A 13,476-nucleotide genomic window follows, 5' to 3' on the forward strand; every position below is an offset into this window, starting at 1 on the left:
GTGCGATTCCCGTTCGGAGCGCTGGAATATCCAGCGAAATCGTCACGTCGGGCGAAATCGAAAGGTAGGGGTGGAATCGCTCAGTTCGTGCGTATGACGGAGTGGGCTTGGAGTTCGCGGGTGTGGTCGACGCGGCGGGGCGGTCCGGTGACGGTGCGGTGACGGTGGCCGTGGTGGTGAGGCGGAACGGGACCGGCGCGACGGCCCGGCCCGGACAGCCTGGACACCGGCGGCCCCCACCCCCGCCCTGCCGACGGCAGTCGGGACCGCGACCGGTGCCGAGCCCTGGTCACCGCACGGCGCGAACACCTGGGTACGGCGGAGTGAGGCTCAACGGGATCGGGTTACGGCTCTCTCACACTTCCTGCGTCCTTTCCCACGCTGCCGCTGCCCGAGCGGGCCCCTCCGGCGAGCATGCCGATGACCACGGCCAATGCCGCGGGGATCAGCATCGCTTTGCGCAGTCCGATGCCATCAGCCGCGAAGCCGATCAAGGGCGGTCCGGCCACGAAGGCCAGATACCCGATGCCGGTCACTCTGGAGATGGCGACGGCCGACGGGATGCCCGGCAGGTTCCCGGCGGCGCTGAACGCGACCGGAGCGATGAGTGCCACCCCCGCTCCGAACAGCGTGAATCCGGCGATTGCCGCTTCTTGCCCGCCCAACACGATGCCGGCTGTCAGCGCGGTGGCGGCCATCAGCGATCCGACGCGCAGCACGAGCACCGGCCCCAGGCGTAGGACCAAGCGGTCTCCGCACAGCCGGACCACCGTCATGGCCGCCATGCATCCGGCATATCCGAGCCCGGCCGCGCCTGGAGAGGCCCCGAGGGAATCCCGGAGGTAGACGGTGCTCCAGTTCTCGACCGCGCCCTCGCCGACGAACGAACACAGAGCGATCGCGCCGAGCAGCACTATCGCTGCCGTCCACCGGCCTTGGCCGGCGCCGGTGTCGGTGCCTGACAGGGGTTCTTCCGCATCGAGCAGAGCCCCCGACGTGACCCAGACCGCGGCGCCGATGGCCACCGCCACCGCCGCGAGATGTGTCAACGGCGGGATGCCCAGGTGTGCGGCGGCGGAGCCCAGCAGTGCGCCGAGAAGGCCGCCGACGCTGTACGCCCCATGCAGCCCTGACATGACCGGCTGTCCTGTCAGGCGCTCCACGGCGACGCCCTGGGCGTTCATGGCCACTTCGGTGACGCCCAGTACGCACCCCAGGAGAAACAACCCGGCAGCCAGCGTCTCCAGGTTCCAGGCGAGAGCCGGCAGCGGTAACGCGGCCGCCGTCATCACCGCACCGCCGCGGAGGACCCGCCGGTTGCCCCAGCGCGCGATCCCCCACGAGGCCAAGCGGACCGCGCACAGGGTGCCCACAGGGGTCCCCACGAGCACAAGACCCAGTTGCCCGTCACTCAGCTCCAGAGCGTGCTTGATCTGCGGAAGGCGAGGTACCCAGTCGGCGAAAACTGCGCCGCAGCAAATGAAGACGAACGCCACGGCCCGATGCGCGCGGCGAGCGGAATCGTCAGGGGCGGATGCGCGGCGCGAGCTCATCTTCTGTCGGTCTGACGCCAAACGTCCGCTCCTTCGGTAGTCCGCTCTTCGGCTGCTTCACGCGGTCGTCGTCCTCATCGGCCGTTCACGGGTCACTCGGCCGCGTCGAACCACAGACCGCGTCGGCTGTGCCGTCTGCCCCGACGGTGATGTCCAGCGGGCAACCGGCGACCTGGAGGCCGGTCACCGTCGGCGGCCACGGTCCCTTGCGAAGGCGGGGACGACCGTCACGGTGCCGCCGGGAACGTCCGCGTCGATGCCCAGAGCGGCGCGGAGACCTGGATCGCGGAGCAGGCGGCCCATGCCTGGGGCCGACAGGAGGCGGGGAAGGGGGCGTGGATCAGTACGTAGGTCGCCACAGAACAGAACCCCCCACCGTCGGTTGCTCCCTGGACTTCGTGCGAGTCTACGTATCGTCCCTCCTGTCGTGGACATCGCCCTGGACACCCGTACGGGAGCTCGCGCCGGGCCCGGCTCGTCGGTCCGGACCGGACAGCAATCCCGCGTTGTCCTGCCCGTCGGTTGCTTTCGGCGGGCTGTACATGCATGTGGGTAGTATCTGGATGTAAGGCAGGGTTCACTTTCCCGGCGCCCCACATCTCCGCTCGGAGGAACCAACGAACGTGGGGGCTCTTTCCTGGGTCTTCGTGGCAGTGACCTGCGCTGTTTCGTGTGGAAAAAAGGTGCCATGCGTTTTCTTGAGCCCGGAACCGGACAGCTCGTACCGAGTTCTTCGGCGCCCTACGACCTGACGTACGACGACGTGTTCATGGTGCCGAGCCGTTCCGCGGTGGGCTCGCGTCAGGGCGTGGACCTCAGCTCCCCGGACGGCACGGGCACCACGATCCCGCTGGTCGTCGCGAACATGACAGCCGTCGCGGGCCGCCGCATGGCCGAGACCATGGCCCGCCGCGGCGGGCTGGTGGTGATCCCGCAGGACATTCCGATCGATGTCATCACGGATGTCATCACCTGGGTGAAGAGCCGCCACCTGGTCCTCGACACACCGATCGTGCTCGCCCCGCACCAGACCGTCGCCGACGCGCTGGCCCTGCTGCCGAAGCGTGCGCACAACGCCGGTGTCGTCGTCGACGAGTCCGGGCGGCCGGTCGGTGTCGTCACCGACCGGGACCTGTCCGGTGTCGACCGCTTCACCCAGCTCACCGAGGTCATGTCCCGCGACCTGCTGCTGCTCGACGCGGACATCGACCCGCGCGATGCCTTCAACACGCTGGACGGGGCCAATCGCCGCTATGCCCCGGCGGTGGACGGGGACGGCAGGCTGGCCGGCATCCTCACCCGCAAGGGCGCGCTGCGCGCCACGCTGTACACCCCGGCCACCGACGCGCACGGCAGGTTGCGCATCGCCGCCGCCGTCGGCATCAACGGCGATGTGGCGGGCAAGGCGCAGCAGCTGCTGGACGCCGGGGTCGACACGCTCGTCATCGACACCGCGCACGGCCACCAGGAGTCGATGATCAGCGCACTCAAGCTGGTGCGTGACCTCGATCCGCGGGTCCCGGTCGTGGCGGGCAACATCGTCTCCGCCGATGGTGTACGGGATCTGATCGAGGCGGGCGCCGACATCGTCAAGGTGGGCGTGGGGCCCGGCGCGATGTGCACCACCCGCATGATGACCGGCGTCGGCCGACCGCAGTTCTCGGCCGTGCTGGAGTGCGCCGCCGAGGCACGGAAGTACGGCAAGCACGTGTGGGCCGACGGTGGGGTCCGGCACCCGCGCGACGTGGCCATGGCGCTGGCGGCCGGCGCCTCCAACGTGATGATCGGTTCCTGGTTCGCGGGCACGTACGAGTCGCCCGGCGACCTCCAGCAGGACGCCGAGGGGCGCTTGTACAAGGAGTCCTTCGGCATGGCGTCCGCGCGCGCGGTGCGCAACCGCACCTCGGACGAGTCGTCCTACGACCGGGCCCGCAAGGCGCTGTTCGAGGAGGGCATCTCCACCTCCCGCATGTTCCTCGACCCGGCCCGTCCGGGCGTCGAGGACCTGATCGACTCGATCATCGCGGGCGTCCGCTCGTCCTGCACCTACGCCGGGGCGGGCTCCCTGGAGGAGTTCGCCGAGAAGGCCGTCGTCGGCATACAGAGCGCGGCCGGGTACGCCGAGGGCAAGCCCCTGCACGCCAGCTGGAACTGACCCGGTCTCGGCGACGCGCCCTACCGTGGGCCGGACCGCTGCCGCATGGCCGGTGCCCCCGCGCGGCCGAGGAGGCGGGCCTGCGTGACCCCCACCGCGAGGCCCGCTGCGAACCGACCCCGCCAACCCCGGCCCCGGCGACGTCCACGACGAGACAGCCCGGGTCGAACTCCCCGAGGACTGAACGGAACGAGGACGGAACGGAGCGAGGTCTAGACTCCGGCCGCCCGCGCCCGCTCGTACACCTCCGCGGCGACGTCCTTGAGGTGTTCGGCGTCGCGGGCGCCGCTCTGGAGGTCGACGAGGATCTCCTCCAGGCCGACGGCCGCGTGCGCCACGAGGTCCTCCACGATCTGGCCGACATCGCCCTGGAAGGGCCGACGGCCGGCGCCGCTGTGGGGCTCGGCCGAGAGGGCTGTGTTCACCCGCAGCACCGTCTGGACGGGCTCCGTGCGGCCCCGCTCGGCCGCCAGGTCCTGCACCCGCCGCCACTGCGCGGCGAGTTGGTCGGCACCCGTGCCCACCGGCAGCCAGCCGTCGGCGTGGTCGACCATCCGCCGCAGTGCCCGCCCGGTGCCCGCGGCCAGCAGGATCGGGATCGGCCGGGCGGGCTTGGGTCCGACCACGGCCGAGGCGATCCGCGTGATGCGGCCCTCGTGGCGCACGGGGTCGGGGCCCCACACCGCCCGGCAGACTTCGATGAACTCGTCCAGCACCCGGCCGCGCTCCTCGAACGGCCGGATCCCGGCGGCCGCGTACTCGTCGAGGGACCAGCCGGTGCCGAGACCCGCGACGACCCGGCCCCCGCTCGCCGCGTCCAGCGAGGCGAGGGCCTTGGCCAGTTGGAAAGGCTGATGCAGTGGCGCGACCAGCACACTGGAGCCGAGCCGGGCCCGCTCGGTGGCCGACGCCGCCAGGGTGAGCGTGACCAGCGGCTCCGCGACGTCGCGGTAGCCGTCCGGCCAGCGGAGCCCCTCGACGCCGTACAGCCCCTGCGTGGCCGGCTCGGGGAACAGGGCCCGTTCGAAGACCCATAGGCTGTCGTAGCCGATCCGTTCGGCCGCGCGCGCCACGTCGGGTACGTCCTTGCCGAGGGAGTACTGCCGCATCTGGGGAAGACCGAGACCGAGCCGGACCGCCATACCGGTGCTCCTTCGCAATCGGGTGTCTGCCGGTCAATGTACCTGTGTCATGCACATGATTCTGGGCGAGGCTCGCGCACTGGCCGGATCAGTCCGGCAGCGGGGTGAGCAGCAGACGGCCCGCGAGGCCGACGGCCGCGTCGAGGCGTTCGGCGAACTCCTCGGCGAGATCCCCGCACCGGCGCAGCGCCCACAGCGCCCGCGCCGCCGACCAGGTCGCGTCCCGGGCCCGCTCCAGGCTCCAGGAACCGAGCAGGTGGGTGAGCGGGTCGGCGATCTGGAGGAGGTCGGGCCCCGGCATCAGATCCTCGCGGACGTGTTCCTCCAGCGAGACGAGGAGATCGCCCACGCGCTCGAACTCGTCCTCCACGTCGTCGGGTTCGCAGCCGAGCGTACGACAGGTGTCCACCACGGCGAGCGCCAGGTCGTGGCCGATGTGCGCATTGATGCCCGCCAGCGCGAACTGCAGTGGACGTACGCCCGGATGGCGGCGGAGTTGGAACAGCGGCCGCCAGCAGGCGGGTGGGCGCCGGCCGTCCGCCGCCGCGTCCACCGCGGCCAGATAGCGGTGTGCGAACCGGACGTCCAGCGCTGTCGCGGCCCGCGGGTCGGCGAAGTACCCGGCGTCCAGCCGCCGTTCGACCTCTTCGGTGACGGTGAGGTAGACACGGTTGAACACCGCGACCCCGTCCCGGGCCGGCAGGGCGGCGTCCAGGGCGCGCATCCGCGCAACGACAAAGTCCACCGTGGGGACGGACGTCGTGAACTGTTCCAACTGGGCCATGGGGGCAGGGTCCCAGCCCTAGGCTTGCCCGCGTGCCGACGGGCCCGGCACTTCCCCGGAACGGGGGAACCAGCCCTTCGCGCCGGGAGGTTGTGACACAGGGGGGAGCACCGTTGTGGCAGGGCAACGCGCCCGGCGCCTGGCCGCACGCCGCGCCGCGCGCAGGCGCGCCGCCCGGCGCGGCGCGATGGTCGCGGTGACCTCGGTCGTCGTGGCGGTCGGCACCGCGACCGGGATGATCCGGGCGCTGAACGACGGAGGAGGCCAGGACCGGGCCCGGCCCCGGGTGATGAGTACGACGGGTCCGGCGCCGTCGCCGGCAGTGCCGTCGGCGTCCCCGAAGACCGGCACGCCCGTCCCGCCCGCCCTTTCGCCGAGGCGCACGGCACGCCCGGGGCCCGCCCCGACCCGGACGGAGCGGGAGCGGCCGACGACCGCCGCCGTCCCCCGCCTCTACCGCCACCCCGGCTCCCAGGTGCTGGACTGGGTCCGCGACCACCCCGACGATCCCCGCGCCGCGGTGATCGGATCGCGTATCGCGGACGAACCGGCCGCCGTGTGGTTCACCGACCCCTCCACGGCGACCGTCGCCGCCCGGGTGCGGGCCGTCACCTCGGCCGCCGCGGCCCAGGGCCGGGTGCCGGTCGTCGTGCCCTACGCGCTTGCGGACCGCGACTGCGGCGGGGCCTCCCGGGGCGGGGCACCCGATCTCGCCGCGTACGACGCCTGGATCGACGCCTTCGCCGAGGGGCTGGGCTCCGGTGAGGTCGTCGTCGTCCTGGAGCCGGACTCGATCGCGCAGGCGGACTGCCTCCCGGCGGCCGCCCGGACCGCCCGGTTCGCCTCGCTGGCGCGCGCGGGCCGGGTCCTGAAGGCCGCCGACCCCAGGGCGCGCGTCTACTACGACGCGGGCCACTCGGGCTGGCACCCGGCCGCGCGCCAGGCGGCGCTGCTCAAAGAGGCGGGCGCGGCCTCGGCCGCGTCCTCCGACGGCGTCTTCAGCAATGTCTCCAACTTCCATGCAACGGACGCCGAGATCGCCTACGACCGGCGGGTGCTGGCCGCGCTCGGCGGCCCCGCGGACCTCGGCGCGGTGATCGACACCAGCCGCAACGGCAACGGCGCGCCGGCGGACGGCGAGTGGTGCGATCCGGCCGACCGCCGGATCGGCCGGCCGCCCACCCTGGACACCGGCGAGGACCGGATCGACGGCTATCTGTGGGTGAAGCTGCCGGGGGAGTCGGACGGCTGCAAGGGCGCGGCCGGGACGTTCACACCGGAGTACGCCTATGAACTGGCGCGGTGACCGCCCCCGTCGGCATCCGGCGTTCCGTCGTAGGCGGCGGTTCCCTCGTCCAACAGCGGCTGCTGTCCCTTGAGATGGGCGGGTGCGAAGGCGCGCAGCGCGTGGTAGCCGGTGATGACGACCAGCGTGCCGAGGGCGATGCCGCTCAGCGAGAAGGTGTCGGTGAACTTCATGGAGACGTTGCCGACGCCGATGATGATGCCGGCGGCGGCCGGGACCAGGTTCAGCGGATTGCGCAGGTCCACCCCGGCGTGCAGCCAGATCTGCGCGCCGAGCAGGCCGATCATGCCGTACAGGATGACGGTGATGCCGCCGAGGACCCCGCCCGGGATCGCGGCGACGACCGCGCCGAACTTGGGGCACAGGCCGAAGAGCAGCGCGAAGCCGGCCGCGGCCCAGTACGCGGCCGTCGAGTAGACGCGGGTGGCGGCCATCACGCCGATGTTCTCGGAGTATGTGGTGTTCGGCGGGCCGCCGACCGCGGTCGACAGCATGGACGCCACGCCGTCCGCCGAGATCGCCGTGCCGAGCCTGTCGTCCAGGGGATCGCCGGTCATCTCGCCGACCGCCTTGACATGGCCGGCGTTCTCCGCGACCAGCGCGATGACCACCGGCAGGGCGACGAGGATCGCCGACCACTGGAAGGACGGGCCGTGGAAGGAGGGCAGCCCGATCCAGTCGGCCTTGCCGACGCCGGACAGGTCAAGGCGCCAGTGGTCGGTGAGTGTGCCGCTCGCGTCCACCGAGTGGATCCGGCCGAAGATCCGGTCGAACGCCCAGGAGACGGCGTATCCGAAGACCAGGCCCAGGAAGATCGCGATGCGTGACCAGAAACCGCGCAGACAGACCACGGCCAGGCTGGTGAACAGCATCACGAGCAGTGCCGTCCACTGGTCCTGCGGCCAGTAGGCGGACGCGGTCACCGGGGCCAGGTTGAAACCGATCAGCATGACCACGGCGCCGGTGACGATGGGCGGCATCGTCGCGTGGATGATGCGCGCCCCGAAGCGCTGCACGGCCAGACCCACCAGGAACAGGGCGACGCCGACGACGAAGACCGCCCCGGTGACCGTCGCGCTGGTGCCGCCCTGGGCGCGGATGACCGCGGCGACGCCCACGAAGGACAGGGAGCAGCCCAGGTAGCTCGGCACCCGGCCGCGGGTCGCGAGCAGGAAGATCACGGTCGCGACGCCCGACATCATGATCGCGAGGTTGGGGTCCAGGCCCATCAGGACGGGCGCCACGAAGGACGCGCCGAACATCGCCACGACGTGCTGGGCGCCGAGGCCCATCGTGCGGGGCCAGGACAGCCGTTCGTCGGGGCGTACCACCGCTCCGGGCGCGGGCGTACGCCCGTCGCCGTGCAGCTTCCAGCGCACGCCGAGGTCCATGGTGAGGTTTCGCTTTCTCTGTACGTGAAGACGGTCCGGACCATTGTCACGGGTACCTGGCGGTTCTGCGCTCGCCCGGTCCTACTTGTGAACCATGTTCGTATACATGACCAGGGGATGCATGGTCAGGAGTGGGGTCCGTCCGGACCGCGGCGACCGCCAACTGTGGTGCGCCCTCAAGGACTTGACGGCTATGGGGCCACCCTGCCTGCGGCCGCCGGAGGGTCGGCGGCCCGGCGGCGGGCAAGGGCCGTCGTCACCGCCACCGGGCCCGCCCGCACCCTAAAAGGACTAGACCAGTAAGGTCAATGGGTGTGAACGACGGTCAAGAGTCGTCCCTTGCAAGGGGGTTGACCTGCGACGGTCCGACGGGGAGCCCGACACGCCGAGCTGTGAGCCAACCCACACGGCCCCCCTGTCGGGACGGCGATCGGCCGTGGCACACTGGGCACGTACCAGAAGCAGCGCACTCCGGGGTCGGTGTAATTCCGAACCGGCGGTTATAGTCCGCGACCCGGCCGCTTCCAGCGGCCGGTTGACCAGGTGAAATTCCTGGACCGACGGTGAAAGTCCGGATGGGAGGCAGTGCGCGGCGGGCGGGCATCCGTGCACGCCGCCGTCTTAGGACGCGTCCCTTGCGGACGGGTCCGTCCGGCGTCGTTCCCCGAGTGCTCATCCGCTTCTTCTGTCGTCATCGACAGGCCCCGGAGTCCGTGCCCGAACGAGGCAGGAGGACCCGGGAAGTGTTCACCGGAATCGTCGAAGAGCTGGGTGAAGTCACCGCCGTCGAGGACCTGGGCGATGCCTGTCGCTTCCGACTCCGTGGCCCCGTCGTCACCGAGGGCGCGCGGCACGGCGACTCCATCGCCGTGAACGGCGTCTGTCTCACCGTCGTGGAGCACGAAGGCGACGAGTTCACCGCGGACGTCATGGCCGAGACGCTGAACCGCTCCAGCCTCGGTGTCCTCACCGTCGGATCCCGCGTCAACCTCGAACGCCCCACCGCCGTCGGCGCGCGCCTCGGCGGACACATCGTGCAGGGGCATGTGGACGGAACCGGGGAAGTCCTGGAGCGCACCCCCTCCGAGCACTGGGAGATCGTGAAGATCTCCCTGCCCGCGGACCTCGCCCGCTACGTCGTCGAGAAGGGCTCCATCACCGTCGACGGCATCAGCCTCACCGTCGTGACGGCGGGCGACGACCACTTCACCGTCAGCCTGATCCCGGCCACCCTCGCCCTGACCACGCTCGGCCGCAAAAAGCCCGGCGACCCGGTCAACCTGGAGGTCGACGTCATCGCCAAGTACGTCGAGCGGCTGCTCGCAGGCCAGGGGACGACCCGGTGAACTGGCTCAACTCGGAGGCATTCACCCTCCTCGACCAGCACATCAAGTGGTCCGACATGATCGGCAACGTCATCGGCCTGGTCGGCCTGGCCCTCGGCTGGCGCCGCTCCCTGTGGAGCTGGCCGACCCAGTTCCTGTCCGGACTCATCCTGTTCGCCGCGTTCGCCACCGCCCACCTCTCCGGCAGCGCCGGCAAACAGGTGGTGGTCATGGTCATCGCCGGCTACGGCTGGTGGCAGTGGAACCGTGGCACGGCGCAGGGCGAGGACGGCCACATCGCCGTACGGTTCGCCACCCGGCGCGAGCGGGCCGCACTGCTCGGCGCCGCCGCCGTCGGCACCGTCGCCGTCGCCGGACTCTTCCACGCCTACCCCTCACTGTCCTGGAACCCCTGGCCGGACGCCTACATCTTCGTCGGCACCATCGTCGCGATGTACGCCCAGGCGCGCGGCATGGTCGAGTTCTGGTTCGCCTGGCTCCTCGTGGACGCCGTCGGCGTCCCGCTCAACTTCACAGGCGGCTTCGCCTTCTCCGGCTTCGTCTACGTCATCTACGGCGCACTCGTCCTGTGGGGCCTGCGCGACTGGTGGCTGCGCTCCCGCAGGACCGCGCGGCCCGTCCTGGAAGGAGCGACCGCATGACCGCGACACCGATCCGGTACGGCACCGACACCATCGAGGACTTCACCCTCGACCCGATCGAGCAGGCCGTCGCCGACATCGCGGCCGGCCGCCCCGTCGTGGTCGTGGACGACGAGGACCGGGAGAACGAGGGCGACCTCGTCATCGCCGCCGAGAAGGCGACCCCCGAGATCGTCGCCTTCATGATGAGCGAGTGCCGCGGCCTGATCTGCGCCCCCATGGAGGGCGCGGAACTCGACCGGCTGGAACTCCCGCAAATGGTCGAGGACAACACCGAGTCCATGAAGACCGCGTTCACCGTCTCCGTGGACGCCTCCGCCGCGCACGGCGTGACCACCGGGATCTCGGCGGTCGACCGCGCCACCACACTCCAGTTGCTGGCGAGCGGCACCGCCGCACCCGGCGACCTGGTCCGCCCCGGCCATGTCTTCCCGCTGCGCGCCCGGCCCGGCGGCGTCCTGGTCCGTCCCGGCCACACCGAGGCCGCCGTCGACCTCGCCCGGCTCGCCGGGTTGCGGCCGGCCGGCGCCATCGTGGAGATCGCCGGCGAGGACGGCCGTATGCTGCGCCTGCCCGAACTGATCCCGTTCGCCCGCAGGCACGGCCTGACGATCATCTCCATCGAGGACCTGATCGCCCATCGGCGCACCGCCGGGCCCACGGCCCCGCTCAGCCGGCGCATGCCCGTGCCCGGCCCCGCCGTCCGCCGCGAGGCCGAGGTCCGCCTGCCCACCCGGCACGGCGCCTTCACGGCCTACGGCTACCGCTCCACCGCCGACGGCGTCGAACACATCGCCCTCGTCCACGGCGAGCTCGGCGACGGCGAGAACGTCCTGGTCCGCGTCCACTCCGAGTGCCTCACCGGCGATGTCTTCGGCTCGCTGCGCTGCGACTGCGGCCCGCAGTTGGACGCCGCCCTGGACCGAATCCGGGACGAGGGCCGCGGCATCGTCGTCTACCTGCGCGGACACGAGGGCCGCGGCATCGGCCTGCTGTCCAAACTGCGCGCCTACGAACTCCAGGAACGCGGCCGGGACACCCTGGACGCCAACCTCGAACTCGGCCTGCCCGCCGACGCCCGCGACTACGGCGCCGGCGCCCGGATCCTGGCGGACCTCGGCGTGCGCAGCCTGCGCCTGATGACCAACAACCCCGACAAGACCGACGCGCTGCTGCGCCACGGTCTCAGGGTCACCGGACGCGAGCGGATGCCCGTGCACGCGGGCGAGCACAACCTCCGCTACCTGCGCACCAAGCGGGACCGGATGGGGCACGACCTGGACCGGCTGGATGAGCCGGCCACCTCCGGCTGCGGCAACCGATAAGCCGACTGCGGCAACCGATGAGTCGGTTGCGGCAACCGATGTGTCGGCTGTCGCAACCGACAAGAAAGACCAAGAGAAAGCACTGAGGAGACACGTGAGCGGCAAGGGTGCACCGGAACTGTCCGTCCGGAACGTCGGCGATCTCAAGGTCGCCGTCATCGCGGCGCAATGGCACCAGAAGGTGATGGACGGATTGGTGGACGGCGCCCTGCGCGCCCTGCACGACCTGGGGATCGACGAGCCCACCCTGCTCCGGGTCCCCGGCAGCTGGGAGCTGCCGGTGGTCGCCAAGGCGCTGGCCGGCCGCGGCTACGACGCGATCGTCGCCCTCGGCGTCGTGATCCGCGGCGGCACCCCGCACTTCGACTACGTCTGCCAGGGCGTCACCCAGGGCCTGACCCAGGTGTCGGTCGACACCGGCGTACCCATCGGCTTCGGCGTGCTGACCTGCGACACCGAGGAACAGGCCCTGGACCGGGCCGGCCTTACGGGCTCCCGGGAGGACAAGGGGCACGAGGCGGTGACCGCCGCGGTCGCCACCGTGGCCGCACTCCGCTCGGTATCCGAACCCTGGCGCTGAGGAGCCCCCGCAACCGCGTAGGGTGGGACCACCATGTCCAAGAAGACGTTCGAGGAGCTCTTCACGGAGCTCCAGCACAAGGCCGCCCACGGCGATCCCGCCACCTCCCGCACCGCCGAACTGGTCGGCAAGGGAGTCCATGCCATCGGCAAGAAGGTCGTCGAGGAGGCCGCCGAGGTCTGGATGGCCGCCGAGTACGAGGGCAAGGAGGCGGCCGCCGAGGAGATCTCCCAGCTGCTGTACCACGTCCAGGTGATGATGGTCGCCCGCGGCATCTCCCTGGACGACGTCTACGCCCATCTGTAGGCCCGAGCGGCCCAGTCCGCCACGGACACCCCTCGTAGTTCCCGCACCGTCAGTCCCGTCACACGAAGGAAGCCGACCTCATGCTGCGCATCGCCGTCCCCAACAAGGGTTCCCTGTCCGGCCCTGCGGCGGACATGCTGCATGAGGCGGGCTACCGGCAGCGCCGGGAGTCCAAGGAACTCAGGATCGTCGACCCGGCGAACGAGGTCGAGTTCTTCTACCTCCGCCCCCGCGACATCGCGATCTACGTCTCCTCCGGCCGCCTCGACATCGGCATCACCGGCCGCGACCTGCTGGTCGACTCGGGCGCCAACGCCGAGGAGATCCTCCCGCTCGGCTTCGCCCGCTCCACGTTCCGCTACGCCACCAAGCCCGGCACCGCGGCCGGCGTCGCGGACCTGGGCGGCATGACGGTCGCCACCTCCTACGAGGGCATCGTCGCCAAACACCTCGCCGACCAGGGCATCGACGCCTCCGTCGTGCACCTCGACGGCGCCGTCGAGACCGCCATCGAACTCGGCGTCGCCGAGGTCATCGCGGACGTCGTCGAGACCGGCACCTCGCTGCGCAACGCCGGCCTTGAGATCATCGGCGAGCCGATCATGAAGTCCGAGGCGATCGTGATCCGGCGCACCGACGCGCACGCCGACGACTCCGCCGAGCCGAAGGTCCAGCAGTTCCTGCGCCGGCTCCAGGGCGTCCTGGTCGCCCGGACGTACGTGATGATGGACTACGACTGCCGCGCCGAGCACCTGGAGCAGGCCGTCGCCATCACCCCCGGCCTGGAGGGCCCGACCATCTCGCCGCTGCACAACGAGGGCTGGGTCGCCGTCCGCGCCATGGTCCCGGCCGAGAACGCCCAGCGGATCATGGACGACCTCTACGACATCGGCGCCCGGGCCATCCTCACCACAGCCATCCACGCCTGCCGCCTCTGACCACCGAGG

General features: G+C 71.2%; 12 protein-coding genes and 1 riboswitch. Of the genes, 8 read left to right on the plus strand and 4 right to left on the minus strand.

Annotated features, from left to right (window positions below; genetic code table 11):
• Nucleotides 1-344: 344 nt before the first annotated feature.
• Nucleotides 345-1,496 carry an MFS transporter gene (locus ACWEKM_RS23295; protein WP_451623120.1) on the minus strand — a complete coding sequence of 384 codons (1,152 nt, stop codon included), beginning with the start codon at nt 1,494-1,496 and terminating at the stop codon, nt 345-347.
• A 745-nt stretch (nt 1,497-2,241) separates the two neighbouring features.
• On the opposite strand from ACWEKM_RS23295, the gene ACWEKM_RS23300 reads away from it, so the two are divergent.
• Complete coding sequence (locus ACWEKM_RS23300) at nt 2,242-3,708, plus strand: GuaB1 family IMP dehydrogenase-related protein (RefSeq protein WP_451623121.1); 1,467 nt, start codon at nt 2,242-2,244, stop codon at nt 3,706-3,708.
• Nucleotides 3,709-3,920: 212 nt separating this feature from the next.
• On the opposite strand, the gene ACWEKM_RS23305 is transcribed toward ACWEKM_RS23300, so the two are convergent.
• Both ACWEKM_RS23305 and ACWEKM_RS23310 read right to left on the minus strand, forming a co-directional pair.
• Nucleotides 3,921-4,850 carry an LLM class F420-dependent oxidoreductase gene (locus ACWEKM_RS23305; protein ID WP_451623122.1) on the minus strand — a complete coding sequence of 310 codons (930 nt, stop codon included), beginning with the start codon at nt 4,848-4,850 and terminating at the stop codon, nt 3,921-3,923.
• Between the two features lie 88 nt (nt 4,851-4,938).
• Nucleotides 4,939-5,634 (minus strand): DUF5995 family protein, encoded by a 696-nt coding sequence (locus ACWEKM_RS23310; protein ID WP_451623123.1) that lies wholly within the window; start codon nt 5,632-5,634, stop codon nt 4,939-4,941.
• A gap of 187 nt (nt 5,635-5,821) precedes the next feature.
• Between ACWEKM_RS23310 and ACWEKM_RS23315 the strand changes: the two genes are divergently transcribed.
• Nucleotides 5,822-6,940: a glycoside hydrolase family 6 protein gene (locus ACWEKM_RS23315; protein WP_451623156.1), complete on the plus strand. Its 1,119-nt coding sequence runs from the start codon at nt 5,822-5,824 to the stop codon at nt 6,938-6,940.
• Here ACWEKM_RS23315 and ACWEKM_RS23320 read toward each other — a convergent pair.
• On the minus strand, nt 6,922-8,331 hold the full coding sequence (locus ACWEKM_RS23320) for a uracil-xanthine permease family protein (protein WP_451623124.1): 1,410 nt from the start codon (nt 8,329-8,331) through the stop codon (nt 6,922-6,924). The genes ACWEKM_RS23315 and ACWEKM_RS23320 overlap by 19 nt on opposite strands.
• A 462-nt stretch (nt 8,332-8,793) precedes the next feature.
• Nucleotides 8,794-8,924, plus strand: a riboswitch (FMN riboswitch).
• Nucleotides 8,925-9,074: 150 nt separating this feature from the next.
• Between ACWEKM_RS23320 and ACWEKM_RS23325 the strand changes: the two genes are divergently transcribed.
• The 6 genes from ACWEKM_RS23325 to hisG all read left to right on the plus strand — a co-directional run bounded on the left by ACWEKM_RS23325 (nt 9,075) and on the right by hisG (nt 13,467).
• Entirely contained in the window at nt 9,075-9,677 is a 603-nt protein-coding gene (locus tag ACWEKM_RS23325) for a riboflavin synthase (protein WP_451623125.1), read from the plus strand.
• Nucleotides 9,674-10,318 carry a nicotinamide riboside transporter PnuC gene (gene pnuC / locus ACWEKM_RS23330; protein ID WP_451623126.1) on the plus strand — a complete coding sequence of 215 codons (645 nt, stop codon included), beginning with the start codon at nt 9,674-9,676 and terminating at the stop codon, nt 10,316-10,318. Before ACWEKM_RS23325 ends, pnuC begins: the two co-directional genes overlap by 4 nt.
• Complete coding sequence (locus tag ACWEKM_RS23335; protein WP_451623127.1) at nt 10,315-11,643, plus strand: bifunctional 3,4-dihydroxy-2-butanone-4-phosphate synthase/GTP cyclohydrolase II; 1,329 nt, start codon at nt 10,315-10,317, stop codon at nt 11,641-11,643. Before pnuC ends, ACWEKM_RS23335 begins: the two co-directional genes overlap by 4 nt.
• Nucleotides 11,644-11,737: 94 nt before the next feature.
• Nucleotides 11,738-12,223 (plus strand): 6,7-dimethyl-8-ribityllumazine synthase, encoded by a 486-nt coding sequence (gene ribH / locus ACWEKM_RS23340; protein ID WP_451623128.1) that lies wholly within the window; start codon nt 11,738-11,740, stop codon nt 12,221-12,223.
• Nucleotides 12,224-12,256: 33 nt separating this feature from the next.
• Nucleotides 12,257-12,529, plus strand: a complete 273-nt coding sequence (locus tag ACWEKM_RS23345; RefSeq protein WP_007491392.1) for a phosphoribosyl-ATP diphosphatase — start codon at nt 12,257-12,259, stop codon at nt 12,527-12,529.
• An 80-nt stretch (nt 12,530-12,609) separates the two neighbouring features.
• Nucleotides 12,610-13,467 carry an ATP phosphoribosyltransferase gene (gene hisG, locus ACWEKM_RS23350; protein ID WP_451623129.1) on the plus strand — a complete coding sequence of 286 codons (858 nt, stop codon included), beginning with the start codon at nt 12,610-12,612 and terminating at the stop codon, nt 13,465-13,467.
• Nucleotides 13,468-13,476 lie beyond the last annotated feature (9 nt).

This window comes from Streptomyces sp. NPDC004752 (genome assembly GCF_053601275.1).